The organism is Halomicrococcus pelagicus, from assembly GCF_050954125.1.
In genome coordinates, this window is sequence record NZ_JBPBWC010000012.1 from 54496 (window position 1) to 80006 (window position 25511).

Here is a 25511-nt window from a genome sequence, read left to right on the forward strand (position 1 = left end):
TCAGTTCGGACGGACGACGGGCGGACGTCGACGAGCGTGCCGACGACCGCCTCGACGCTCACTCGTCCTCCACGAGCGCGAGGTACGGGTCGACGGCGGCGCATCGTTCGGTGGGGACGACCCGGCCCGCGTCGCAGCGGACGAACTCCGAATCTTCCAGTTTCGGCAGGTGGTGGTGTCGCAGCGAAACACGGAGGCGCTCGACCGGCGTCTCGTCCTCGTGACGAGCGACGGCGTCGGTCAGGGCCGCGAACTCGCAGGGACCGTCCGCCCGAAGTCGCGCGAGGACGACTCGCCTGTGAGCGTGCGCCAACACGTCGAATATCGTCGTCGGTGAAACGCTCTCGTCTTTCTCGTTTTCTCCCATCCTTCCCAGGGAAGCCACGGGTGCGTATGTGAAGTACGACTCTGGAAATTTTTGCGCTCTTCTGTCCGTTATAGCACAATGTCGTCCATCAGCTCGGCTCGGGAGCACTCGCGGACGAATCGAAGGTCGGCCATCCGTCGGCGACCCGGAAGACGGCGACGTCGTCGTTCTCGAAGGCGAGGTGGTACTGCGGCGAGAAGAGCATCGTCGTCACCATCGCCTCGCCCCGGGTCTTCTTTATCCCTCGGATGGTGTACTTGCCCTTCGGGACGAAGACGTAGTCCGGATGGACGCCCGCCTGCTGCAGTTCCCCGGAGAGACAGAGGGCGTTCTCGCAGCGCGACGTCCGTCGGAACTGATGTAGCTGCTCGCGGTAGGCGTCCTGTCCCTCCCACTCCACGCCCCACGGTCCGACGAGGATGGTCCTGCCGGTCTGCTGTGGGAACCATTCGGCGGCGTCGCCGAGGACGACGAACCGGGCGTCCGGAGACGTGCTCCGTTCGGCCCAGTCCATGGCCGACACCTCGCCGTCGTCGACGAACTGGGGGAGGGAGGGGCTGCCGGCGTGGGCGTCGACGCCGCCGGCGGCGTACAGCGCGCCGGTGCTCACGCCGAGCACGACGAACACGACGACGGAGAAAGCGACCATCTCTTCCCTGTCGAGCGCAGCGGCCTCGCGTCGTAGACGCGGCAGGAGTCCGTCGAGGAGGAACGCCGCGCTGACGAGCGCGCCGACGAGGAAGACGAATCGCGGCTTCTCGACGGTGAGGATGACGGTGGCCAGCCACGCCGGCAGGAAGTAGCGCCGCCGCGCGAGGAGGTAGAGACAGCCGACGATTGGAACCACCTTCCATATCGACAGGAACAGCGTCTCGCCGAGGAAACGCTGGACGAACTCTTCGACCGTCGGGATACTACTGCCGATGCCGCCGTGGGTGCCCGCTGCAGCGGCGAACACCGCGGGGTCGTGGGTCGCGAGTACTTGCGCCCACCACGGCGCGGTGAGGACGACGCCGCCGACCGCGACTGCTGCTCCGTAGGCGAACCCCCGGACCGAGCGGTCGAAGCTGACGTACAGCAGGAGAACGCTCACGGCCAAGAAGACGGTGTACACCGGATGCGTGAGTATCGTCAGCGCGAACGCGGCCATCGCCGGTACGAGCCAGCGGCGTTCGGCGTATCGGAACAATCGCAGACCGGCGTAGATGCCCGTCAGCGCGAACAGGGTGGCGGGCGCACGGACGATGCCGCCGGCGGAGATGTGCCACTGGAGCACCGGCGGGCTGACGGCGACGACGAACGCCGCTAGCGCCGCCTGGGTGCGTGAATCGAGCAGGTCCCGGGCGAGAAAGTACAGCGGGACGAGGTAGGCCACGCTGACTATACCCGGGAGAAAGCGCGCGATGGTGACCGCTCGCAGGCCTGTCAGGTCCTGGAGCACCGCGAGGACGTAGAACATCAACGGCGGATAGGCAAAGGGAACGCCGTCGGCAGTGTAACCCGGGATACGCTCCGGAAGGGCGTACCCGTTGGCGACTATCTCCTCCGCGATGCGGAAGTACAGTCCCGCACCGAACGCGGGGTACTGGTGGGATGCGAGGTAGAAGAGGAAGATGCAGACGCCGGCGACGAGGGCGGGGATCATCCAGAGAAGTTCACCGACCACCTTTCCCCGACCGTCGTCCATTATACGACTCTCCGTGGAGTCCGTCTCTTGGGTCGTGTGCGTCTGCTCCCGGGCCATGATTCGAAACGAGGTCGTCCCGTCGACGACCGCAGTCTCCGGAAACCCTGTCGCCGGACACGTTCTTTGTTATCCAGTGGCTATCGTCGCGTAGGCCCAACCTATCCGTGGAGTTCCGTCGGTTTCACCGCTGTCAATCGACGGTAACGACGGATTGGCCACAGTTCACGGCGGTAAAAGAGGACGAACGCAGCACCACCCAGTTCGGGCGGCCTACCGTCCGTCCACGCGTCGAACGCGGCGGGACCGCTACTCGTACCGCAGCGCGTCGATAGGGTCGGTTCGCGAGGCGTCCCAGGCGGGGTATAGCCCCGCCAGCGCCCCCACGACCAGCCCCACCACGACGGCGATGCCCAGCCACTCGAAGCGGACTGCGAGCGGTAGTCCGATGAGCTGCGCGGCGACGTACCCACCGCCGAGCCCGACGAGCGCGCCCACCGTCGAGCCGAAGACGCCGAGCAGCACCGCCTCCAGCAGGAACAGCTGGAGCACGTCGCTGTTCTGCGCGCCCACCGCTTTCATGATGCCGATCTCCCGCGTTCGCTCCGTCACCGACACCAGCATGATGTTCGCGATGCCGATGGAGCCGACGACGAGCGAGATGAGAGCGATGCCAGTGATGTAGGCGGTGAACGTGTTGCTCACCTGCCGGACCTGCGCGACGAGTTCGTCCTGGGTAGTGACCTTGAACGTGTACCCGCGTCGCTTCAGCTGGCGGGCGTCGGACTGTTCGCCGAGATAGGTGTACACGCGGCCCTGAACGGCGTCGACCTGCTGCGTACTCTTGGCGAGTACGAGTATCCGCCCGTAGACGCGCTGGTTCTCGTTCGCCGACGGACTGAAGACGGTCCGCTGGTAGAACGGGTCCGTCGGCGCGTATATCTCCGGCTGGGGCCCTTCCTGGATTCCGAGTGCGGACTGCTCGGTCGGTTCGACGATGCCCACCACTGTGGCGTTCAGCGGCTCGCCGTTGGCCGCTCGCGTAATGGTTATCGTATCGCCGACCGAGACGTTGCCAGCGGCGAACATCTGCGCCGCAGGCCGGTTCAGTACGACCTCGCGCTGGCCGCTCTGGAACGCACCGCCGGCGACGAACTCCTGGTTCCTGACGTCGAAGTACGACGGCGACGTCACCGTCACCCACTGACGGCTCACCGTCGAGTTGTCGTACTCGACGGACGACGCGGCGATACCGCTCTGCGGGACCGCCGCTTCGACGCCGCGAAGCGACCGGATGCCGTTCACGTCGTGTTCGGTGAACACGGTCTCTCCGCCGCCGCCGAGGTCCGGAAGGCCGGTGTTGCCCTCCGACTGTGCGGAGACGTACAATGTCGCGGCGTTGCCTCCCGCCACGGTCTGGACGATGTCGGCCTGCAGGCTCGCTCCCAGCGTTACGAACGTGATGACGGCGGCGACGCCGATGATGACGCCCAGCGTCGTCAGCGCGGAGCGGAGCTTGTGCTCCCGGATGTTGCGCAGGCTGATGCGCAGGCTCTCGAGTGCGTTCATCCCCGGCCGTCTCGCCCCGCTCGATTCGACGGTGCGGCCGGCGAGGTTCCCTCGCCACCGTCGGTCCGCAGGACCCTCCCATCCGCTAGTTCACCGTCGGTTGAGAACCTCCGGTCCGTCTGTGTTACTCTTCGTACGTTGTCGTTCCTCGATGCTGCCATTCCCGTTCCCCCGACTGCGTTACGCGTTCACCGGACAAAAAGCCACGAGATAGAAACGGCGGATTAATGGCCTGAAACGTCGGATTATGCCGGAATAGACGATAATCGGGGAGCCAATAGAGATAACAACGCCTGTCGAGGGGAAATCCCCATCTTCCCTCCGGAGGAGCCCGAAGAGAAATTCGGCGGCACGCTCGCCAGAGCCCGACGATGTGGATGGAGAGGACGAACGCCTGCATCGTCGACGAACTCACGGAGAGCCACTTCCACTCTATCGGGCGGAGTCGAGAAACCAGAGCAAGGACCCACAGCGCTACTTCCTCGGGGGAGAGGACCGCTCCACCTCGACGTCGTGTTCGCCGTCACGACTGGCGACAGATTGTACTCGCCAGTCACTGCGACTTCCACGAGCAAACCGACTACACACCAACTCGAGTGGAGAAGACCCGCGTCTCCTGTATCGGCTACAGGCTCACGTGCTACGCTTCCTGTTTGAGGCCACGGTCTAGATAATCGAGAACGAGTGGCCAGGAGTTCGCTGCGGCCCGTGCATTCGCTCTCGAGGTGCCACCCCTCTCGTCGTTCGAGGGGCTGCCCGTGTAGTCGGCATACGGCATGCCGAACACGTGGCCGGCATTACAGTACGCCCGAAGGCCGTACGGATGTGAATAGTCGCGTCGTTGTAACCGACTGATAGTCAATGCTGACACGGGAGCGGACGGCCACTCTCGATCGTCCACTCCAGCGAGCAACAGTACGGGTCCGTCGATATCCTCGACCGGAACGAGGACCCGTTGGAGGGTCTCGTCCGGGACGCGGGATCGAATCGAGTCCGGGAGAGATTCGATCTCACAGCGATGCTGATGGGTGTCTTTGACCGCGTCGAAGACGATTCCAACCGGGTCCGACCCTGCCACCGGCTTCCCGTTTCGAGTCCACGCGGGGCGACCGATGAACGCCCTCGGAGGGACCCCGGCAACCCCGTGGCCGACGACGCCCCCACCGGAGTAGCCGATCACTGTCGCCGGCCCGTCGTAGTTGGCTGCGGTCAGTAAGGCGGCTTCGACCCCACGTGAAATCCCGAGAACTCCGATTCTCCCGTCGCGAACCGCCGGTCGATGCGTTAGCCATTGAATTGCTCTGTCGAAGTATTCGAGTGGAATCTCTTTCAGCGATTCGGGCAACCCGGGCGCGTGGAAGTACTGTAACGCGAGAGTCGCGTATCCCTGCGTTGCCAGCATCTTGCTCAGTCGATGCGGGACAGCGGCGTTCGAACCGTGAAGTGTGAGTACGGGTGGATGCGGCCCTGATGTTGATGGCTCGTAGAGCCATCCAACCAGTCCGTTCGTTTCGACTGGCTGTCGTGAGATCCCTGGATCGATGAGGACTCGACGCTGTGAATCACGAGCTTCAGAGCGTTCGAGAAGGCCGGAGCGTGCCCGAAACGCAAGTTCGGCCCTGGTCCGGTCGCCCATGACGAAATTAGACGGCGACGAGAAGAGGCCCGCTGAGGACAGTCGGTGAAGAATCATGTCGACCTTCGATCGATCTGCCACCTGGAGGCCCCCCTCCGACCCGTACCACGTCGACTTCGGCGCATTAGCCGTTAGGTCGGTAGTCGAGAGCGTGGCTTCCCCGTGGCTATCAGTTCGGAGTGACCACGAGCCCTCGAACGTGCGGCCCCGAGCATCGTTGGCGACGAAATCGAGCGTAACCGAGGTTTCTGGCTCGAAATCGGACAGGCGAACGCGAAGCGGGTCGCCGACCGTGGTCTGAGCCGGAGCCTGGATAGACCCCCTATTCCCGCCGAAGAGTGAACCAGTGAGACATCCGGCGGTAGCGACTGTGCCGATGGCCGCTGCTGACGCCAGTAATTCGCGTCGAGAGCGGCGTTCAGGAGCCATCTTGGTTAGACAAGAGCTATTTCGTTCAGTTTATCTTAAGGTTCTTCTCCCGAGTACTGGATGTCCGTATCAGCTATTGGTCCGAGTACGGTAGTGGTCTCATCGCATCCAGTCGCTCTCTCGCGGTCAACGGCGATTTCCCAGCGGTCACACTGACGCTCGAAGTACCATGTCGTTGAATCCTCGTTAGACGTATCGAAAGGTGCGTTCACCTCGGGCACGTGGTAAGCGTCGAACTCGTCGCAAAGCGCCTCGGCGGTGGTCGTCTTTCCGACCGCACTCGCACCTTCGAGTGAAATAATCGTCGTGACTCACTCGGTAGGGTAGACCCGGTCGAATAGTTCCGGGTAATCAATGACGAGTCCATCCGAGTCAATCGGTAACTCGGCCTTGAAGCCGCTGGATATGCTCTCGTAGCGATACCGCCCGCCATCCTCGTCGAGCGGGTCGAGACATATGTACTTCTGAGAGGCAGTCTCGACACGTAAATCGGGTACGGAAATATAGACAGTCTCGATCTCGGTCGATTCGCTCTGGTCGAGTTCCAAGCGTCGAATCGGGAGCGTGTTCGTGAACGGCGTTACCGAGATGTCTACATCGGTGCATCCATTTAGTCTCGACACCGTCTCTCCTTGACCGTCAGTCCAATTGCCCTCCCTGTCGGCCCGGAGTGAGATCGATTTCGATTCCCGGCCAAGGGTGGAAACCGACACCCTCTGAACGCGATAGTGACGGTCACACTCGATCTCGTATCGGACACGGAACGACTCACCGTTGATCGAACTGACGACGACACTCTCCGCATCGACACCTGCCGAGTCCTCGATGAGATGAAGCGATTCGATTCCGAATCCGGCGGCCGGTATCCAGTATATGTCTCGATTCATGCCACGACAATTAGTGCGATACTAGATAATGTCACCGTGTCTAATATACAGACGGCTATGATAGGCGCTCTGTATCGAGTAAAACTACCGAACTGTACGGTACATGCGAGTTCAGCGACGGTGGCAATAGTATAGCGCCATACGGTTTAGGAAGCGTGCTCTTGTCGACGTCAGGAGGCGAGCAGCGCCACGGCGCAGACGGCCAGCGCGACGCCGGCCACGTCTTTCGCCGACAGCGACTCGCCGAGGACGAGGACTGCGAGAACGGCCGCGACGACGAAGTAGAGTCCGGTGACGGTCGTCGCGACCGCCGCACTCCCGCTCTTCAGGGCGGCGTAGTAGCTTATCGCACCGACGCCGGAGAAGAGACCCCCGGCCAGCGCGTACGTGACGCCCGGTCCCGACAGCGACACAGAGCCGGGACCGGCGGCGATGTATCCGAGTGCGACCGCGACGCCGCCGGCGTAGGAGATCACCATCGCCGCCTCGGGCGACAGCGTCTCCGTCGCCAGGTCGGCGAACAGCGCCCAGAACCCCCAGTCGACCATCCCGACGACCGCGAACAACACTGCCGTTCGCATGCGTCGACGGTCACGCGCCGACGAGGAATGGATTCCGGTATCGGCGAGACGCGAACGCTCGCCGGCCCCCGAAGCCGTCAGAAGGAGGGCTCTACCGGTCGTGAGCCGTCGCTTTTCGCTGGCTCAGGACGAGCATAACAAACTGCCGGGCGGGCGACCGGACGGCCATGCGACGCGCAACACTGTTCGTCCTCGCGCTGGCGGTCGCGGCCGCAAGCGCCGTCGCAGCCGCCGGCGGCCACGCACACGTCCACGACCGCGAGAGCGGCCCCAGCGGTGGCGCGAGCGCGCTCGTCGCGAGCGGGGCGCAGACGGACGACGCGGCCCCGCCGGAGCGGTGGAACCGGACGTACGGCGATGCCGGCGAGGACACGTTCGCCGACGTGGTCCGGACGGAGGACGGCGGGTTCGTACTCGCAGGCTGGACCGAGCGCGGTGGAGACCGCGACGGATGGGTGGTGAAGGTCGACGCGAGCGGCGACCGGCAGTGGACGCGAACGATAGGTGAGAGCGGAACCGACCGACTGTACGGCGTCGTACGCACCGACTCTGGCTTCCTGCTGGCCGGCCGCTCGGACCGCGACGGGGGAGCACGAGGCTGGATGCTCTCGCTCGCCCCTGACGGGACAACGCGCGCCGACCGGACGCTCGGCACCGGCGCGTTCACGGCGATAGCGTCCGGCGGAAGCGACGGGGAACGGTACGCCTTCGCCGGATGGACCCGGACCGACGCCGGCGTCGGCGGCTGGCTGGTCGCGGTCGACGCCCGGGGGAACGAGGAGTGGGAACGGGCGTACTCGGCGCCGGACGGCTACTCGTCGGCGCGGCTGAAGGCGGTCGCACCCGCGCCAGACGGCGGCTACTTCCTCGGCGGCGACGCCAGCCGGGATGACAGCGACGCGTGGGCGCTCCGGGTCGGCCCCGACGGCGAACCGGCGTGGAACCGGACGCGGGGCGGTCCGGGCCAGGAGGCCATCTGGGCCGCGACGCGGGGTCAGAACTCGGGAGTAGTCCTCGCGGGCGAGACCGAACGCGGCGGGGCGCTCGACGGCTGGGTGCTGGCGTACGCCGCCGACGGGAGCCTCGCCTGGAGTCAGCGCTACGGCGGCCCCGAGCGCGACTGGCTCGATTCCGCGATGGCGGTCGACGGCGGCTACCTGTTCACGGGCGGGACGCTGACCGGCCGCGTCGGTAGCGCGGACGGGTTCGTCGTGAAGACGGCCGACGACGGCTCGGTCCGGTGGAACCGGTCGTACGGCAGTTCCGCCTGGGACAAGCCGTGGCCGGCGGTGGAGACCCGCGACGGCGGATACCTGCTGGCCGGCCGGACCGAAGGGTTCGGCGCGTCTGGGAAGGACGGGTGGTTGCTCCGACTCGACAGCGACGGTCAGTCCGCTGGAACGGACACCGCGAGTGACGAGACGGACGGGCAGTCGACGACCGATGCGGGCGGAAACGATGCGGGGGACGGAGACGGGGGCGAGAGCACGTCGACGGCAACACCCTCCGCGGCCGGCAGGCTGGCGGACTACACCGGGGTGCTCGGCGTGGCCGCTGCCGGCGTCGTCGCCGTCCTCATCTGGCGGAGACGTTACCGGAAGTAATCGCGATTACCGCCTCGCCGTCGGCGGAAATCCGGCGTTGTCGAACGGCCAGGTCTGAATAACAAAGACGACGACGGTAGTATCGGACGGGAGTAGAGATGTCCGGGGGCGACCAGCCGCGAAGCGACGACGCTGACTGCGGCGAACGCGGGTGGAGAACGGGACGCAGCACGGACGGCGGACGCGAGAACGCGTCGGGCGGCCCGCGTTACCGGAGCGCCGCGGTGGTGGTCGTCGCGTGGTTCGTGGCGACGAGCCTGCTGGTCGGCGGTGGGGGACTGCTCGTCGGCTCCACCCCGGGCGACGCGACGGACCAGCGGACGACCGACCGACGGGGAGCGGTGCCGCGCGGACCGGCGGGCACCGTCCCGCTCGGGAACGCGGACGTGAAACTCTCGGGCACGGCTGCCGAGGAGCGCGCGGGCTGGAGCGTCGCGTCGGCGGGCGACCTGAACGACGACGGCGTCGACGACCTGCTCGTCGGGGCGCAGACCGACGACGAGGGGGGCGACAACGCGGGCGCGGTGTACGTCGTCTTCGGGCCGGCCGAGCGAGGGTCGGTGTCGCTCGCCGACGCCGACGCGAAAATCGTCGGTGAGAGCGAGGGCGACCGCGCCGGCTTCGCCGTCGCTGCGGGCGACCTGAACGACGACGGCGTCTCGGACGTTGTGGTCGGTGCACCGCTCGACGACGACGGGGGAAAGAACGCTGGCGCGGCGTACGTCGTCTACGGCGGCGATTCGCTGTCGGGGACTGTTCCGCTCGCCGAGGCGGACGCGAAACTCGTCGGAGCGGGGGCCCGTGACCGCGCGGGCTGGTCGCTTACGACGATGGCGAACGCCTCGACCGGGAGCGACGGCGGGGAGACGCCGGGGGTGCTCGTCGGCGCGCCGTACGCCGACGCCGGGGCCGAGGACGCCGGAGCTACCTACCTCGTCACTGGCGAATCGCTGGACGGGCCCACCGAGCTCTCGCCGGACAACGCGCGGAGCCTCGACGGGGCGGCCGCCACGTTCGTCGGCGAGAGCGAGGGCGACCACGCCGGCTTCGCCGTCGCCGCAGGTGACGTGGACGGCGATTCCGGGGCAGACGTGGTGGTCGGTGCGCCGAACGCCTCCTCCACAGCGCCGGCCGCCGGCGCGGCGTACGTCGTCACTAACCTCCGTCGCTCGGGGACTGTCGACCTCGGCGACGCGAATGCGACGCTGACGGGGGCGAACGAGGGCGACGAAGCCGGCTTCGCGGTCGCGTCCGGCGGCGACCTGGACGGCGACGGTACCGCCGACGTGGTCGTCGGAGCGCCGCACGTCGACGACGAGGCGAGGGACGCGGGCGCGGCGTACGTCGTCTACGGCGGGGACCTGGACGGTGACCGCAGCCTCGCGGCAGCGAACGTGACGCTACCGGGCGAGCGCGCCGGTGACCTCGCCGGCTGGTCGGTCGCACTCCCGGAGGACGCGAACGGCGACGGGTTCGACGACCTCCTCGTCGGCGCGCCGTACGAGGACGAGGGCGGGACGGACGCCGGCGCCGCCTACCTGCTGTACGGGTCCCAGCTGGCGTCGACCCAGGAGCTCGCCGGGGCGCACGCGAAGTTCGTCGGCGAGAGCGAGAACGACCTCGCGGGCTTCGACGCGGCGGGCGCTGGCGACGCCAACGACGACGGCGCTGGTGACCTGTTCGTCGCCGCGCCGTACGACGACTCGCGCGAGACGAACGTCGGAGCGGCGTACGTCGTGTTCGGCGGTGCGCCGCCGGTGAGGACCACCGCGACGGCGACGCCCGAGACGACGGTGACGAAGACGACGACCCGCGAGGAGAAGCCGACCGAACCGAAGCCGGGAGAGACGAAACCGACCAGGACGACGCCGAAACCCGAGCCGAGGCCGAAGACCGAGCCGCTGGACGTGACGGTCGCGTTCGGCTGCACCAAGGCGACCGTCACCGCGGACCAGTACACGCGGGTCGTGCTCCGGTTCCGCGACGGTTCGATGCAGGCGTTCACTGGCATCTACAGCGGGACGAACGTCTTCGCGGGAACGACAGCAGACGAGGTCATCACCCGGATTCGGGTGTTCGACGGGCCGAACTCGTTCAGGGTGGTTCGCAACGACGTGTCCGGATGCGTCCCGAAACAGACGACGGGGGAAACGACCACGACTACGACGGAGAAGCCCCCGACTACCACCACGGCCACCACCACGAAGGAGGGGCCACCGACGACGACAACCACGACGAAGGAAGAACCGCCGACCACCACGACAGAGAAAACGACCACCACGACTACGACGGAAGAGCCGCCGACAACCACGACTACGACGATTACGACGAAGGAGGAACCGCCGGCGGAGAACCGCATCGTCATCGTCGGGAACGCCGACGAGCCGGTTCGGTACGACTTCGTGGTCGAGGGTGACGCCGAGAAGACCGCCGAGAGCGGCGACGCGCCGGTGCCGGACGAGCGAATAACGGTCAGCGACGAGGACCGCATCGAGGCCATCTCCGGCGGCGGTTCCCGGGTCACGGGCGCGATAGCGGGCGACGCCGACGCCTACCGGTTCACCGGCGACATCTCGCGGTTCCGCATCGAGCTGACCGCGGCGACCCTGGAGAAGGCGACCATCTACCTGAACGGAGAGGCGGTCCGGCCGGCAGAGCTCGGCGACAGTCCGGCCGCTGGAACGCCGGTGACCTACCTCAACTGCTCGGCGGCGCGCGTCGACGGCGAGTTCCCGGAGGTGCGGGCCCACGTCAGCTTCGTCGCCGACGACGGCGGGTTCGCCACGAGCCTCTTCTCGCTCGACCCCGCCAGCGGGACGACGCTCGTCCACCCCACCCAGTTCCAGGACCCGCCGTTCGGCCTGGACTACGTCGAACTGTACGCTGACCCCGCCGGCACCGACCTCCGGTTCCGGCCGTTCAACCCCTACGCCGGCCCGTGGTGTCTGGAAGCGCCGGCGGAGACGACCGCCACGACGACAACTACGACGACCACCCCGGCCACTCCAACGACCAGGGGGACCACCACGACGGAGGAGAGACCACCGACCACCGAAACGACTGTCGAGACCACGACGACCTCAACCACCGCCGAGACGACCACCACGGTCACCGCGACGGAGGAGCGGGTGACGGAGGAGTCGCCGACGACGGAGTCGACCGACGTCCCAGAACCGGAGCCGACCGAGACGGCAGCGGCGGAGACGGAAGCGGTCGAACCCGTGGAGACGACCGAACCCGCGGCGTCCGAAGTCACGGAGACGACGACCGTCGCGTCTGGGGGTGGATAGTCGTGGAGCGACGGTCGCTAACGACGGAATCAGGGGAGGAGAAACGGTTCGACGAATGCGTTCTGCTGACGCTGCGACTGGTCGTACCTTCGCTGCATTCAACTACAATCGGGATTCTTTTGTTCCTGTAACCAGTCTGGCACGGTAATCGAATCTCTTGGGACCAGAAACCATCCATGAAGAACGAACGAATCACCGAACGAGCGATGGACCTTGATCGGGACGAGAGGGCAGCGTATCAGGTCTCCGGTACCGACGAGGACGTGAGCACGAGAGTTATCCGGGCCGTCGAAGAGATAGTGGGCGACGACGAGTCGAACCGGACGTGGCTGTACGACAGCGTGGACCCGGACGCGCTCGATGCTATCTTCGACGACAAGCACGACGGAACGCCGCGAACGGACGGGAAAGTCGTGTTCACCGCACAGCGGTGTGAGATTGTCGTTCACGGCGACGGGTCGCTGGTCATCTACGCCCCCGAAGATCACGACCCCGAGGACGACTCCGGCACGACGCGCGATTCCCCCGACGGACCGCAGAACGAGAGCGGCGGTTCGCCGAATCGAAGCGACGGTTCGTAGCGCCCGGGGAAGACCGAAACGGTATTGTGGTCCCAACCGTCACCACGGTCAAGGAACGATTGATGACCGACAATGGAGACGTTACCTTCCGGAAGATGCTACGCGAGTGGCCCGTACAGACCAGCCTGTTCAGTTTCGGGCCGGTCGTGCTCGCGGCCGCGCAACTGCTCAACGGATTCTACTTCGGCAGCACGCTCACCTACCACGCGCTGTTCGGCGTCGTCATGGTCGCGTTCGCCGTGCTCGTCACGCGCCACCACCTCGTGACGTTCCGTATCCGACAGCTCGAAAACGAAAGCCAAAATTTCTAGGCCCGGGTCGGCGCGCCCGTTCTCATCTCGCGTCCGGCGTACGCGTTGTACCCCGCGATGCCCGCGACGACGATGCCAGAGATGACGTCGCTCCAGAACGCCGCGCCGATGTCCGCGATGACGAACGGGACGAGTATCATCCACAGCCCGAGGAGCGCGACGAATCCGGCGCTACCGACGCTGACCTCGTAGCCGTTCGTCATCCGGTAGTAGTTGTACCCCGCTATCAGGAAGATAGCGAGGCCGACGATTACGTTGTTCCAGTAACTTACGGTCGACATCGTGTCGTACACGAACGCGGAGACGAATATCCACGCGCCGACGAGCGACACGAAGCCGCTGAGCCACTTCAGGTTCGAATCCGCGGTCGTCTGCTCGGTCGTCCGTCTGCGTTCGGTTTCTGATTCACTCATATACCGAGGTACGATTCATGACGTATAAACCGCGACGACCGTTTACGACTAGGAATCGAGCTTCGATAACTGTTCAACCGCTACGGGGAGCCGACGACGAGGGCGCTATTGGGGAAACGCGTCGTTACACCCTCTCGGGGTCGTGTGACTCGAACCAGTCGGCGATGGCTTCCAGTCGGTGGACCGCTCTGTCCGGGTCGCCGATGGCGTGGTGCTCGTCGGGGTAGACGACCAGTTTCGCGGGAACGCCCTGCTTTTTCACGCTGACGTAGAGCTGTTCCGACTGGGACGGCGGACACCGCCAGTCCTCGCCGCCCGCGGTGACCAGCAGCGGCGTGTCGACGTCGCCCACGTCGGTGATGCTGGAGGACTCGTCGTACGCCTCGGGGCGCTCCCACGGGAGTCCGAAGTCGTTCTCCCACCACTTGTGGGCGTCGTCGGTGCCGTACGACGAGCGCAGGTCGTAGATGCCGTGTTCGGCGGCGGCCGCCGCGAACCGGTCGGTGTTCGTCACGAGGTAGCCGGTCGTGATACCGCCGTAGGAGAACCCGGTAGCGAAGGTTCGCTCGGGGTCAACCCAGCCGCGGTCGACGAGGTGGTCGACGCCCGAGCAGACGTCGTCCACTTCCCGGCGGCCCCAGTCGCCGCGGATGCTCTCGGAGAACGCCCGGCCGTAGGAGCTACTTCCCCGGTAGTTCGGCCGCAGGACGACGTACCCCCGGTCGGCGAAGTAGGCGTACTCGAACCGGAACTCGGGAGCGTCGTACGAGACGGGGCCGCCGTGGATGGAGACGACGAGCGGACGCTCCTCGGGGTCGTCTCGGTCGAACTCGGGCGGGAGGTAGGTGATGGCCTCGACCGCTTCGCCGTCGTCGTTCTCGTAGGTGACTCGCTCGCACGCCGGCATCGCGTGACTCTCGACGAACGTCTCGTTCGACGCGGTCAGCCGCCTCGGTTCCGCGCCGTCGGCGTCGAGGTCGGCGACGTCGAGCGCGTAGCAGTCGGTCGGCGCGTCCGGTTCGGTGAGCGCCAGGGCCACCGCGTCGCCCGCGAGGTCGAACCCCCGGACCGTTCGGTACTCGCCCTGCGCGGAGAAGGTCCGCTCCGGGTCGCTCCCGTCGGCGAAACACCGCACGAGGCGCGTGCTCCCCTCGTCGCCGACGAGCGCGACCAGCGTCTCCTCGTCGGTCCAGCGAACGGTGCCGTCGCGGGCGACGGTACGGTCGAACGACGCCGAGACGGACCGGTAGGTGGCGTCGTCGGCGCCGACGCGCTCGGCGACGTACACCTCGTCGGGGACGTGCCAGTTCGTCGGTGCGCCCGCAGCGAACGCGAGTCGGTCGCCCTCGGGACTCCATCGAGGGCCGCGAGCTACGACGTCGCCGTCCGTGAGCCGTCGGCAGTCGCCGCCGTCCGGGGCGACGGTGAACACGTCCATCGCGCTCTCGTCGTCCGGGCGCTCGCCGTGGTTCGCGACGAACGCGATGCAGTCGTCGCCCCACGCGGGTTGCATCCCCGTCATCGGCTCGTACGCGCCGCCGCCGTGGGCGTCGTCGAGGCGACGTTCCTCGCGGGTGTCCACGTCCACGACGAAGAGGTACGTCGTCACGTCGTCGAGGTAGCCCCGTCCGTCGGCCTTGTGCTGGAGACGTTCGAGTTCCACGGGACCGCCGTCGCGGCGTTCGCGGAGGTACTCGGCCTGCTCGTCGGTCGGGTCGCGGGACGCGACGACGACGCGGTCGCCCTCGGGTCCCCAGTCGAACTCGCGGACGCCCTCCTCCCGGGCGGTCACCTGCCGGGCGTCCCCGCCGCGTCCGAGGTCGAACAGCCAGACCTGCGACTGCGGTTCTTCCGCACCCGTGCCGGATCCGTCGCCGTCCTCCTCGGTGCTCTCCTCGTCGGCGTCGTCCCGAACGGCGAGCGCGGCGTCCTCCTCGCGGGCCGCGACGAACGCGAGTTTCGACCCGTCGGGCGACCACTTCGGCGACCCCGCGTCGGAGGCGCGGGTGAGTCGGTACGGCTCCCGGCTGCCGTCCGTCGGGACGACGAACAGCGAGCTTCGACGGTCGTCCTCCGAGCGGTCGAACTCGTCGGCGACGAACGCGAGTCGGTCGCCAGAGGGCGACAGTGCGACGTCCTCGACCAGCGTCAGGTCGTAGAAGTCGCCGAGGTCGAACGTGTCTGCCATGGTGGACGTCCGGACGCAGGGGTTATCAGTGTACGTCCTGCAGCAAACCGACGCCCGTACGGACGGCACGGAGCAGGGCCCGCTGGTCGGAAACCCGACCGGCCCCGCGCGTCGACCGTTCCGCCGGGCCCACCGACGAAACCATTACGCCCGGGTCCGTACTCGGGCCATGCGCATCGTCGTCGTCGGGGGCGGAATCGTCGGACTCGCCAGCGCCTACTACCTCGCCGAGCAGGGAGTCGACGTGGTCGTCTGCGAGCGGTCCTCGCTCGGCGCGGGCAGCACCGAACGCTCCGCGGGCGGCATCCGCCAGCAGTTCTCCACGCGCGTCAACGTCGAACTCTCGCGGGCGAGCGTCGACGCCTGGGAGGACTTCGAGGCGGAGTTCGGCGTGGACATCGCCTACCGCCGTCCCGGCTACCTCTTTCTCGCTCGCGAGGACGCCACCGCCGAGCGGTTCGCCGAGAACGTCGCCGTGCAGAACGACCTCGGCGTCCCGAGCGAACTGCTCGACCCCGAGGCGGCCCGCGAGCGCTGCCCCGAACTGCGCGCCGAGCAGTTCGTCGCCGCCACCTACTGTCCGACGGACGGGTTCGCCGACCCGCACCTCGCGCTCCAGGGGTTCGCCCGCGGAGCGCGGGAGGCCGGCGCGGACGTCCGGACCGGCGTCGCGGTGACCGACGTGCTGCGCGGCGGCCGCCGCGCCGACGGCGGCGTCACGGGCGTCGAGACGGAATCGGGCCGCGTCGACGCCGACTTCGTGGTCAACGCGGCCGGACCCTGGGCGCGGGAGGTAGCCGCGATGGCCGACGTCGACCTCCCGATCGCGCCGAAACGCCGGCAGATAGCGGTCGTCGACCCGGAGACGCCCGTCCCGGCCTCGGTCCCGCTGACAGTCGACCTCGACACCGGCGCGTACTTCCGGCCGGAGCGGGAGGGTGCGGCGCTCGTCGGCGGTCACTTCTCGGCCGACGACCCCGACGCCGACCCGGACGCGTTCGACCGCTCGTCGGACCTCGACTGGACCGCGACGGCCGTCGAGCGAGCGGCAGACTGTGCGGGCTACTTCGGCCCGGACTCCCGCGTCCGACGGGGCTGGGCGGGGCTGTACGCCGTCACGCCCGACCACCATCCCATCGTCGAGGAGACGGTGCCGGGACTCGTCACCGCCGCCGGCTTCTCCGGCCACGGCTTCCAGCACGCGCCGGCCACCGGTCAGATCGTCGCGGAACTCGTCTGCGACGGGGAAATCTCGCTCGTCGACGCATCCGGACTTGACAGCGCACGCTTCGAGGAAGACCGCACCGTCGAGGAGCGCAACGTGGCCTGACCGCGGGCGGGGCCGGTGCCACGCAACGCTCACAAACCCACCGGACGAACGCGAGGCATGGTCAGGATACTCTCGGATACCGACGTGGCGGCGTGTCTCGACGTCGACGAACTCCTCCCGGTCGTCAGGTCGGCGTTCGTCAGCCAGGGCCGAGGCGAGGTCGAGCGACCCGACCGCCCGCACTTCCACGTCGGCGCGGGCATCGCGGGCGACGAACCGCTCGGCACCGGCCTCGCTATGCCGGCGTACGTCCACGGCGCGGACCACTACGCGACGAAGCTCGTCGGCGTCCACGAGGGGAACGCGACGCGCGGCCTGCCGACCGTCAACGCCCAGGTCGTCCTCACGGACGCCGAGACCGGCCGACCTGCCGCCTTCCTGGCGGGGAACCGGATAACGAACGCCAGAACGGGCTGCATCGGCGGCCTCGCGGCCGCAGAGCTCGCGAGCGCGCCAGTCACGCTCGCGGTCATCGGGGCCGGGACGCAGGCCCGCTGGCAGGCGCGCTGCATCGCGGCGGCGACCGACCTCGCCGCCGTGCGCGTCTACTCGCCGAGCGATTCGAAGCGAGCCTGCGCCGAGGACCTCGACGACGAACTCCGCGCCCCCGTAGAGGCGGTCGAGACGCCGAGAGAGGCAGTCGCGGGTGCGACCGTCGTCGTCACGGCGACGACGAGCACGACGCCGGTTCTCGACGGCGAGGACGTGGACGACGGGACGCTCGTCGTCGCCATCGGCGCGTACACGCCCGAGATGCGCGAACTCGACGCGACGACCGTCGAGCGCGCCGCGCGCGTCTTCGCCGACGTCCCCGAGGAAGCGGTCGACGTGGGCGATCTCCGGGAGGTCGGGGTCGCCGAGGCGGATCTCGTCCCCCTCTCGGCGTTGTTCGAGGAGCACGCCGGACGGGAGTCGAACGACGAGATTCTGGTCGTCGAGAGCGTCGGGTCGGCGGTGCTCGACGCCGCCGCGAGCGAGCACGTCTTCGAGCGGGCGCGGGCGACCGGACGGGGTACCGACGTCTCGCTGTAACGTACCGCCGTCTACCGGATATCTGTCTATCTTCCCGGAAAGCTATCTCGACAGTACTCTCGTCGGTACCCGACCGCAGTCCGAAGTCCGGCGCTGCAGATAGTTATCTGGCAAGCTATCCGGATAGCTATCTAGCCGCAGTCGCCGGATCCTCCGAGGCAGCAGGAGGTCACCACGCGTCCACCGCAGCGCCCGGCCGTCGTCGCGATGAGAGAACCTCGCCACCGACCTGACTCAACGTTCGAGAGCGCGCCGGTCGCCGCATTTCCGAATAGCTATCCGGGTAGCTACCCAGAATGCTGTCCGGCCCGCCGTAACGTCGGTACTCGTTTCCGGCCGGAGACGGATATCCAGATGGCTATCTAGATAGATATCTGACCGCAAGGGATGACGCTGGTCCGTTGCCATCGGGTCAACCGGATATCGTCCGGCGGTTATTTGGATAGATATCCAGATAGATATCTGTACAGATAGCTAACTAGATAGCCATCTGAATAGTTTGAGCCGGTTGTCTGACGAGAATTTATGAGGGAGAAGGGTATAACGACCGACCGTATGAAACGGGCCATTACACTCTGGAGCGAATCCGGCGGCGTGGGCAAGACGACCATGGCGACCAACGTCGCCGCCGCACTGGGCCGTCGCGACGAGCGAGTGCTCGTCATCGACCTGGACCCCCAGCTCGGGAGTCTGACCGACCACGTGGGCAAGCAGGAGCTGAAAACCGGCGACCGAAAACATCTCGGCGACGTGTTGCTCGAAGAGGACGAGGACGTGGAGTCGCTCATCGTCGAAACCGGCGACTTCGACCTCGTTCCCTCCCACGAGGGGCTGGCGAACATCGAGAGCGAGATGGCCGCGCGCAACACGTCGTTGCGAGAGTTCCAGTTGCGGTCCGCACTGAAAGACGTCGCTGGCGAGTACGACTACTTCGTCATCGACCCGCCGGCGACGCTGAACGTGCTCGTCGACAACGCCCTCGTCGCGGCGCGGAACGTCCTCATCCCCATCGAACTCACGCGGAAGGGTAGCATCTCCATCGAGGGTCTCGAAGACACCCTGGACAGCATGGAACGCGGATTCCGGAAGTTCGACGACGACTTCACTCTCGGTATCCTCGCGGTGGTGCCCAACGAGGTCGGTGACTCGAACATCTACCGCGAAACGCGCGAAGAACTCGAAACGGCGGGGAAACCGGTGACGCCGTTCGGCGTTCGCAAGCGAGACGTGCTGAAGGAAGCCTGGAAGTGCCAGATGAACGTCTTCGAGTTCGCCGAGAGCGACGAGACGAGGGATCTCCGCGAGTACGAACACGACCTCCTGGGTAACTTCGAGCATCTCGCCCAGATCGTCGAACAGGGGACCGTCGACGTACAGGAGGTGGAAGCATGACCAAAGACGACCGCTACGGCGCGACCGACGACGACTACGGCGACGAACTCGACGACTTCTCCTCGGGAGCCGTCGCGTCGACCGCGGAGGACGAGGAGGAGCATGAGGACGATGCGCTCCCGTTTATCTTCGCCCGACGGACGGTGAAAGCCGACCGCGAAGCAGTCCCCGTCTACGTCCAGGACGACACGGCAGCCGAGATCGAGGAGATCGAGCGCCAGCTCGGACAGCAGTTCGACGGCGACAAGGTCATGGCTCTCGACGTCCGCGAAGCGCTCGTTCGAGCTGGCCTCCAGAACGTCGACGACGTCGAGCAGGTCATGAAGGACTGGGGATACGGCCGCCGATAGCGCGAATCCACCTTCGTCGTGCGGTTATCCAGTTAGCTATCTCGCCATACATCTATATTTATATTTGGCTATATATACAGGAACATTTCTGTGCGTATTTCTGCCAATATATTCGGACACCTTAGCAGGTGACTTTCCGAGTATGTGAATGGGAATCTCCCTATCGAATTCCGCCAGAAGAATGACCGAGTCGTTTTGCTCATCGTACCGATCGACTGTACCGTCGAGCGGCACTGCGCCTCTGTGGGAGTACGCCAGTCTCGGAGGAAAACGGGAGTGCTACGTCGACAGTACCCGTACCAGCGGAGAGGCCATTCGTATTGTGCCACTCGTGCAAAACCGTTAAGGCGGTCGGGCGACAACGTCGAACTGAATGAGCGACAAACTCGAAGACATTCGGCAGAAGAAACGGGAAGAGATACTGAGCGAAGACCAGCAGAGTGGGGACGAAACCCCGAGCGAGCCAGTCTCCGTCGAGGGGAGCTCTCACCTCGACGAACTCGTCGAAAGCTCGAACGTAGTGCTCGTCGACTTCTACGCAGACTGGTGCGGTCCATGCAAGATGCTGGAGCCGGTCGTCGAGAGCGTCGCGGCAGAGACCGACGCGGCGGTCGCGAAGGTCGACATAGACCAGCACCAGGGGCTCGCCCAGCAGAACGGCGTCCAGGGTGTGCCGACGCTGTTCCTCTACGCGGACGGAGAGCCGGTGGAGCAGCTGGTCGGGGTCCAGGACGAGTCGACCCTGAAGAACCTGATCGAACAGCACGGAGGGTAGTCGGATTCCACTCCGATGACGGACGCGGAAGCCGAAGCTGGTCGCGTCGATACCCGGCCGGCGCGACGAGACGGTACTCGTCTCGGCCACATCGACGCGGTCCCCTCGAGCCGACGCGACGGAGTCACACCCACTCGGTGAGCGAAACGCCGACCGAGGAGTTTACGTTCGGGACCCCCGCCGACCACTGGCCGACGAGTGCACGACGAGGACGGCCCTCCCCCGGACCGGGAACGCGACTCCCGGCGGCGCCGGCCTCGCGCTTTTAAGACCACGGCGTACCAATAGGCGACCAATGGGCTTTCACACGTTCGACCCGGACCGAGCAGAGAAGTTGGAGGACGAGTCGCGCTACCGGTACGTCTCCCGGGAGGAACTCGTCGGAAATCTCGACCCGACAGGCGACGACGTCGTCGCGGACCTGGGTAGCGGAACGGGGTTCTACACCGACGACGTCGCCCCGTTCGTCGGACGCCTTCACGCGGTCGACGTCCAGGAGGCGATGCACGACCAGTACCGCGAGAAGGGGGTCCCGGACAACGTCTCCCTCGTGACGGCCGACGTGTCGGACCTCCCGTTCGACGACGGCGAACTCGACGCCGCCTTCTCGACGATGACGTTCCACGAGTTCGCAGGAGCGGCGGCGCTCGAGGAGGTGGCTCGCGTCCTCGACGACGGCGGGCGGTTCGTCGTCGCCGACTGGACGGCCACGGGAGCGGGCGAGAGCGGCCCGCCGGTCGAGGAGCGATACGACCTGGACGGTGCGCGCGAACGGGTCACAGACGCCGGACTGACGGTCGAGTACGCGACCGAACGCCCCGAAACGTACCTCTTCGTCGCCAGTCGTTGAGATGCGACGCAGGTCCCTGCTGGGTGCGCTCGCGGCCGGCGTCGTCGGCTCAAGCGCCGGGTGCGTCGGCCACCCGCTGCCGCCGCTCCGGGGTACCGTCGCCCGCAAGCGAATCGTCGCGGAGGACGGGACGTTGCTGGCCGTGACGAGGTCGGGAATCGACCCCCGGACGCGGCTGCTCCGCGAGCGGTTCCCTCGCGAGCCGATGGCCGGCAACACGACGATCACGGAGAAACTCGCCGGCGAGATACGAGAGCGCCACGACGACGTCGGTTGTCGCGTGACGGTGCGTCACCGGAACGAGAACTACGTCGACGGCGTGGATTCCGGGGAGACGATGTCCTATCGCGCCACTCGAAGCACGTTCAACCAGGTGATGGCCGGAGACGGCATTGGGTTCCAGATCGGGCTCGTCGACCGGCCGAACCTGCTCGCGCCGAGCGAGATAGTCCGCTCCGGCCGAATCGTCGAGAAGCGCCTCCTGGGGAGACGGAACCCCGACGACCGGAAGCCGACGGAAAAGCGGTTGCTGACCGTGACCCGTGAGGGCGTCTCGACGAACCGGTCGGGGCTGTCCGGACGTACGGTTGGACGGCGGACGGCCAAGCGCCTGCTGAAGACGTTCGACGCGCTGGTGTACCGATTCGTCGTCGCTCACGGCAGCCCCGGGAAGCGTCTCTACGAGACCGAACGGCCGCAGTTCGACCGGGCGCGCGTCGGCGAGACGGCGACGTTCAAGGTGAAAGGCGACGACGGGGGGAGAATCGCCGAGTTCGTTGACGGCGGTTGAGGGGCCCGGCGTCAGTCCGGAGAAACTGGAGAACGTACCTGTGACCTCCCCGCCGAAACTGACTCCGTCCTCCGCGTCGACGTCGGACCGGTTCGCACCGCGACGTCCGGTGACATCGACGCGACGTTAGACGTTCGGACGAGGCCCGAGACGAGCTGCCAAACCTCGTAAACGGCATACCGCGATATTCTTTCCTCGGGAAGTGAGGTCAGCGGTTCGGAGCCGGGCCGTCCGGTCCGGAGAAGCCGAGTTCAGCAGTTGAGTTCGCGGACGTCTACGTTCTCGTCCACCAACACCGTCCAGTCTTCGTCGTCGGCCGGTATTTCGAGGGTGACGAGGAGCGGGTCGGTCCGGGAGACCGTCGGGGCCGAGAACGTACACCATCCGTGTTCCCAGAAGGGCGTCTCCTCGAGGTCGATTCCGCGTTCGAAGAGCGTCGCCGAGATGCGCGGGCGGTTCGACAGCACGAGTCCGAGCGGAGCACGTAGCTCAGCAGAACACCCCGAGCAGTCGAACGCGACCGGGAGGCTGTCCGAACGGGTCGCCGACCCGGGACGCAGCACCGACGTCATCCGGTGAGAACAGAACGGACAGACGCCGGCGTCTGCGAGGCCAATGTACCGGCGCGTCCGCTGTGCGAACGCTTCGACGAAGTCCTCGAGCGAGAGATTCCGCACGGCACCGGGCGGGAAATCGAATCGGGTGAGCCAGCGGTCACACTCCCGACAGCGGACGATTCCCTCGCCATCGCGGTAGCCGATTTCCACGGGCGACGACGCACAGTTCCCGCAGGTAGAATCGATTTCGCGGAACGGGCGTTCGCCTCCCTGCTGGAGCACGCTGGCGGTGAGGATGTTGGTCGCCCACACGCCGCTCTGGGTGAGGTCGTACCCCTGGTCTGTCTTCCGGACGTGGCCGTCGCGGAGCTGTCTAAGGTGATAGTTGAAGCGTCCGCGGTCGTCGGCGGACGACCGTTCGAACAGGTCCGCGTACGAGAGCGGGGAGTCGGCCGTGGCGAGGGCGTCCAGGATTTCGAGTCGGGTGCCGTTCGCGAGAGTACCGAACGACTCGTGGCCGACCTCCGATATCGTATCAGCGTCCGGGTCGCTTCTGCCGGAATCCCGACGAGTCATACGACCACTTCCGGTTCTCCCGAGTAAGGCGTTCTGATTGTCCCGATGGGGAACGAAATTTCTCCGAATCGTTATGGCGATTTCCGCCCGAACGCGTCGTACGAAAGACCATGCCAGGACACGTGTTCCTCGAAGGAGAGCGCGTCGACCTCAGAGTCGTCGAACAGGACGACCCCGACCGGACGGTCCTCGGCCACGTGAGAAACGACCCCGAGTTCCGCCGCACGCTCGGATTCGACGCTCCGTGGCCGGAGAGTCGCGTCGAGGAGTTCGTCGCCTCCACGGCGACCGACGACTCGAGTACCAACCTTCTCGTCTGTCTCGACGGGGACGACGCTCCTGGAGACGGACGACGGCCGGACGGAGACGGTGAGGAGAACGTCGAGATAGCAGGTGCGGTCAACCTCTTCGACGTCGACCGCGTCGCCGGGACGCTCAGTTACTGGCTCTTCGACGAGTACCGCGGCGAAGGGTACGCGACGGAGGCCGTCTCGCTGGTCGTCGACCACGCGTTCGAGCGTCTCGGACTCCATCGCATCGAGGCCGAAGCGTTCACCGAGAACGAACCCTCTCGGCGGCTGCTCGACCGACTGGGCTTCGTCCACGAAGGAACGGCCAGGGAGTGTCGCTTCGCAGGCGGCGAGTATCGCGGGAGGGAACGGTACGGGCTGCTCGAAGACGAGTGGCGCGACGAGGAGGGGACGCGATGATCACCGCGAGCGACGAACCGGCGCAGGTCGAGAGCGGGGAGCGGTCGTACGAGAAGCTCATCTTCGACCTGGACCGAACGCTCGTCGAGCACGACCAATCGTTCGCGGACGTGTTCGAGGCCGCTTGCGTCGCCTGTGGAATCGAGCCGTTTTGCGGGCCGGAGGCGCTCGACCTCGCGACGAGGCTGGTCGGGAGACAGTCCACGGGGGTCGACGCCGAGACCTTCGACCGGCGGGTGTTCGAGACCGCCGCGGCGGCGGCTGGCGTCGCTATCGATTCGACGGAGTTCGCGAACGCGTACGACGACGCGCTCGACAACGGTGCCGTGTCGCTCCGACCCGGGGCGGACACGGCGCTCGCGGCAGCGGAGGACTACGAGTCCGCCCTCGTGACGAACGGCCCGGAGCGCACGCACGCGACCAAACTCGAAGCCGTCGGTATCGAGGACCGATTCGACACCGTAGTGTTCGGGAGCGACGTCGCACGCGTCAAGCCGGCCGTAGACCCGCTTGAGCGCGCGTTGAAACGGCTCGACTCGAAACCGAGCCGGACGCTGAAGGTCGGTGACTCGCTCGCGAAGGACGTCACGAGCGCGAACGACCTCGGCATCGACTCCGCTTGGATTCCCTACGGGAATCGAATGCGGGCGTCGAGCGACCCGGAGCCGACGTACGTCCTCTCGTCGCTGGCCGATCTACCGAGCGTTCTCTCGAAGTAGCGTACCGACGCGTCGTCCTGCGGGCAACGGTCTCGAAACCGCCTCGTCTCTGGCTCTCGTCCTCACGCGTTGTCGACCTTCCGAATGGCCTTCTCGAACAGCGAGTACGGCTGTGCACCGACGATTTTGCCGGCCTTCTCCGACTCCCGGTCGAAGAAGATGAAGGCGGGCGTCCCCCGGATGTCGTTGCTCTTGGCCGCCTGAACGTCGGCGTCGACGCTCGCTTTCACCGCCTTCGTCTCCTCGTTCATGCAGGATTCGACCGCCCCGGCGTCGACGCCGGAGACGCCGCGCGTTATCTCGAGCAGGTTCTTCTCTTTCGCCCACCCGGAGTTCTCCTTGCCCTGCTCGTCGAATATCGTCGCGTGCCACCGCTTGAACGCGTCGGGGTTCTCGTCCCGTACCGTCCGCCAGACGCACTTTGACATTCGAGCCGCCGTCTCGGACGCCTGACCGATGTAGGGGTTCTCCATCACGACCATCCGGAGCTTCCCTGGCTCGATGTAGTCGTCGACGAGTTTCGGGAGGGTGTTCTGTTCGAACTTCTTGCAGAACGGGCACTGGTAGTCGGTCCAGTAGTAGACGTCGAGCGGCGCGTCAGCCGACCCCATCAGGGGGTTGCCTTCGAGGTCGACGTCGAACTTCGTCGTCTCGTCGCTGGCGTACAGCAGCGACGTCCCGGACGAGGCTCCGTCGTTCGAGTCGGAACCACTGGGCGTGTCGCCCCCGTCATTCGAACTCCCGCCCATCGACGGGAGCGCGCTCGTGCATCCAGCCAGCGCGGCGAGCGACCCCGCCGCCGTCCCGAGCAACGCGCGTCGACTGCTCGATTCGTCGCTGTCGTACATGGCAATCGTCGTGTCGGAGGAGGAACTCGGGACGTATATTCG

23 protein-coding genes are annotated in these 25511 nt (G+C 66.4%); 13 read left to right on the plus strand and 10 right to left on the minus strand.

Annotated features, from left to right (window positions below):
• Positions 1-58: 58 nt before the first annotated feature.
• The 6 genes from ACRYA2_RS18365 to ACRYA2_RS18390 form a co-directional block, all read right to left on the minus strand.
• On the minus strand, positions 59-367 hold the full coding sequence (locus tag ACRYA2_RS18365) for a DUF7344 domain-containing protein (protein WP_433631407.1): 309 nt from the start codon (positions 365-367) through the stop codon (positions 59-61).
• Between the two features lie 88 nt (positions 368-455).
• Entirely contained in the window at positions 456-2054 is a 1599-nt protein-coding gene (locus ACRYA2_RS18370) for an ArnT family glycosyltransferase (protein WP_433631409.1), read from the minus strand.
• Positions 2055-2360: 306 nt separating this feature from the next.
• On the minus strand, positions 2361-3620 hold the full coding sequence (locus ACRYA2_RS18375) for an ABC transporter permease (RefSeq protein WP_433631412.1): 1260 nt from the start codon (positions 3618-3620) through the stop codon (positions 2361-2363).
• 640 nt (positions 3621-4260) lie between these two features.
• On the minus strand, positions 4261-5022 hold the full coding sequence (locus tag ACRYA2_RS18380) for an acyl-CoA thioester hydrolase/BAAT C-terminal domain-containing protein (RefSeq protein WP_433631415.1): 762 nt from the start codon (positions 5020-5022) through the stop codon (positions 4261-4263).
• Between the two features lie 974 nt (positions 5023-5996).
• Complete coding sequence (locus tag ACRYA2_RS18385) at positions 5997-6572, minus strand: putative glycolipid-binding domain-containing protein (RefSeq protein WP_433631418.1); 576 nt, start codon at positions 6570-6572, stop codon at positions 5997-5999.
• Positions 6573-6742: 170 nt separating this feature from the next.
• On the minus strand, positions 6743-7153 hold the full coding sequence (locus ACRYA2_RS18390; RefSeq protein WP_433631420.1) for an EamA family transporter: 411 nt from the start codon (positions 7151-7153) through the stop codon (positions 6743-6745).
• Positions 7154-7320: 167 nt separating this feature from the next.
• Here ACRYA2_RS18390 and ACRYA2_RS18395 point away from each other — a divergent pair, with 167 nt between their 5' ends.
• The 4 genes from ACRYA2_RS18395 to ACRYA2_RS18410 all read left to right on the plus strand — a co-directional run bounded on the left by ACRYA2_RS18395 (position 7321) and on the right by ACRYA2_RS18410 (position 12939).
• The gene (locus tag ACRYA2_RS18395; protein WP_433631423.1) at positions 7321-8757 is read left to right on the plus strand and encodes a hypothetical protein; all 1437 of its coding nucleotides are present in this window, start codon (positions 7321-7323) and stop codon (positions 8755-8757) included.
• Positions 8758-8855: 98 nt separating this feature from the next.
• The gene (locus ACRYA2_RS18400; protein ID WP_433631425.1) at positions 8856-12047 is read left to right on the plus strand and encodes an integrin alpha; all 3192 of its coding nucleotides are present in this window, start codon (positions 8856-8858) and stop codon (positions 12045-12047) included.
• Between the two features lie 176 nt (positions 12048-12223).
• Entirely contained in the window at positions 12224-12628 is a 405-nt protein-coding gene (locus ACRYA2_RS18405) for a HalOD1 output domain-containing protein (RefSeq protein WP_433631428.1), read from the plus strand.
• A 62-nt stretch (positions 12629-12690) separates the two neighbouring features.
• Positions 12691-12939, plus strand: coding sequence for a hypothetical protein (locus ACRYA2_RS18410; RefSeq protein ID WP_433631430.1), 249 nt, complete (start codon positions 12691-12693; stop codon positions 12937-12939).
• On the opposite strand, the gene ACRYA2_RS18415 is transcribed toward ACRYA2_RS18410, so the two are convergent.
• On the minus strand, positions 12936-13352 hold the full coding sequence (locus ACRYA2_RS18415; protein WP_433631433.1) for an SPW repeat protein: 417 nt from the start codon (positions 13350-13352) through the stop codon (positions 12936-12938). The two genes, ACRYA2_RS18410 and ACRYA2_RS18415, sit on opposite strands and share 4 nt — an antisense overlap.
• 124 nt (positions 13353-13476) lie before the next feature.
• The gene (locus ACRYA2_RS18420) at positions 13477-15540 is read right to left on the minus strand and encodes a prolyl oligopeptidase family serine peptidase (RefSeq protein ID WP_433631436.1); all 2064 of its coding nucleotides are present in this window, start codon (positions 15538-15540) and stop codon (positions 13477-13479) included.
• 169 nt (positions 15541-15709) lie between these two features.
• Between ACRYA2_RS18420 and ACRYA2_RS18425 the strand changes: the two genes are divergently transcribed.
• The 7 genes from ACRYA2_RS18425 (at position 15710) to ACRYA2_RS18455 (ending at position 22059) form a co-directional block, all read left to right on the plus strand.
• A complete protein-coding gene (locus tag ACRYA2_RS18425) occupies positions 15710-16870 on the plus strand; it encodes an NAD(P)/FAD-dependent oxidoreductase (RefSeq protein ID WP_433631626.1) in 1161 nt (386 codons plus the stop codon).
• Positions 16871-16927: 57 nt separating this feature from the next.
• On the plus strand, positions 16928-17902 hold the full coding sequence (locus tag ACRYA2_RS18430; protein ID WP_433631438.1) for an ornithine cyclodeaminase family protein: 975 nt from the start codon (positions 16928-16930) through the stop codon (positions 17900-17902).
• Positions 17903-18457: 555 nt separating this feature from the next.
• A complete protein-coding gene (locus ACRYA2_RS18435) occupies positions 18458-19294 on the plus strand; it encodes a ParA family protein (protein WP_433631441.1) in 837 nt (278 codons plus the stop codon).
• Positions 19291-19644: a DUF7970 domain-containing protein gene (locus ACRYA2_RS18440; protein WP_433631444.1), complete on the plus strand. Its 354-nt coding sequence runs from the start codon at positions 19291-19293 to the stop codon at positions 19642-19644. The genes ACRYA2_RS18435 and ACRYA2_RS18440 overlap by 4 nt, the downstream gene beginning before the upstream one ends.
• Positions 19645-20017: 373 nt before the next feature.
• Positions 20018-20419 carry a thioredoxin gene (gene trxA / locus ACRYA2_RS18445; protein ID WP_433631446.1) on the plus strand — a complete coding sequence of 134 codons (402 nt, stop codon included), beginning with the start codon at positions 20018-20020 and terminating at the stop codon, positions 20417-20419.
• A 295-nt stretch (positions 20420-20714) separates the two neighbouring features.
• Positions 20715-21269 (plus strand): class I SAM-dependent methyltransferase, encoded by a 555-nt coding sequence (locus tag ACRYA2_RS18450; protein ID WP_433631449.1) that lies wholly within the window; start codon positions 20715-20717, stop codon positions 21267-21269.
• A 1-nt stretch (position 21270) separates the two neighbouring features.
• Positions 21271-22059, plus strand: a complete 789-nt coding sequence (locus ACRYA2_RS18455) for a hypothetical protein (protein WP_433631452.1) — start codon at positions 21271-21273, stop codon at positions 22057-22059.
• A gap of 251 nt (positions 22060-22310) precedes the next feature.
• Here the strand turns inward: ACRYA2_RS18455 and ACRYA2_RS18460 are convergent, their stop codons facing one another.
• Positions 22311-23192, minus strand: a complete 882-nt coding sequence (locus tag ACRYA2_RS18460) for a DUF7351 domain-containing protein (protein ID WP_433631455.1) — start codon at positions 23190-23192, stop codon at positions 22311-22313.
• Between the two features lie 110 nt (positions 23193-23302).
• Between ACRYA2_RS18460 and ACRYA2_RS18465 the strand changes: the two genes are divergently transcribed.
• Entirely contained in the window at positions 23303-23902 is a 600-nt protein-coding gene (locus ACRYA2_RS18465) for a GNAT family N-acetyltransferase (protein ID WP_433631458.1), read from the plus strand.
• Entirely contained in the window at positions 23899-24621 is a 723-nt protein-coding gene (locus ACRYA2_RS18470; RefSeq protein WP_433631460.1) for an HAD family hydrolase, read from the plus strand. Before ACRYA2_RS18465 ends, ACRYA2_RS18470 begins: the two co-directional genes overlap by 4 nt.
• Positions 24622-24683: 62 nt before the next feature.
• On the opposite strand, the gene ACRYA2_RS18475 is transcribed toward ACRYA2_RS18470, so the two are convergent.
• Positions 24684-25469: a DsbA family protein gene (locus tag ACRYA2_RS18475; RefSeq protein ID WP_433631463.1), complete on the minus strand. Its 786-nt coding sequence runs from the start codon at positions 25467-25469 to the stop codon at positions 24684-24686.
• Positions 25470-25511 lie beyond the last annotated feature (42 nt).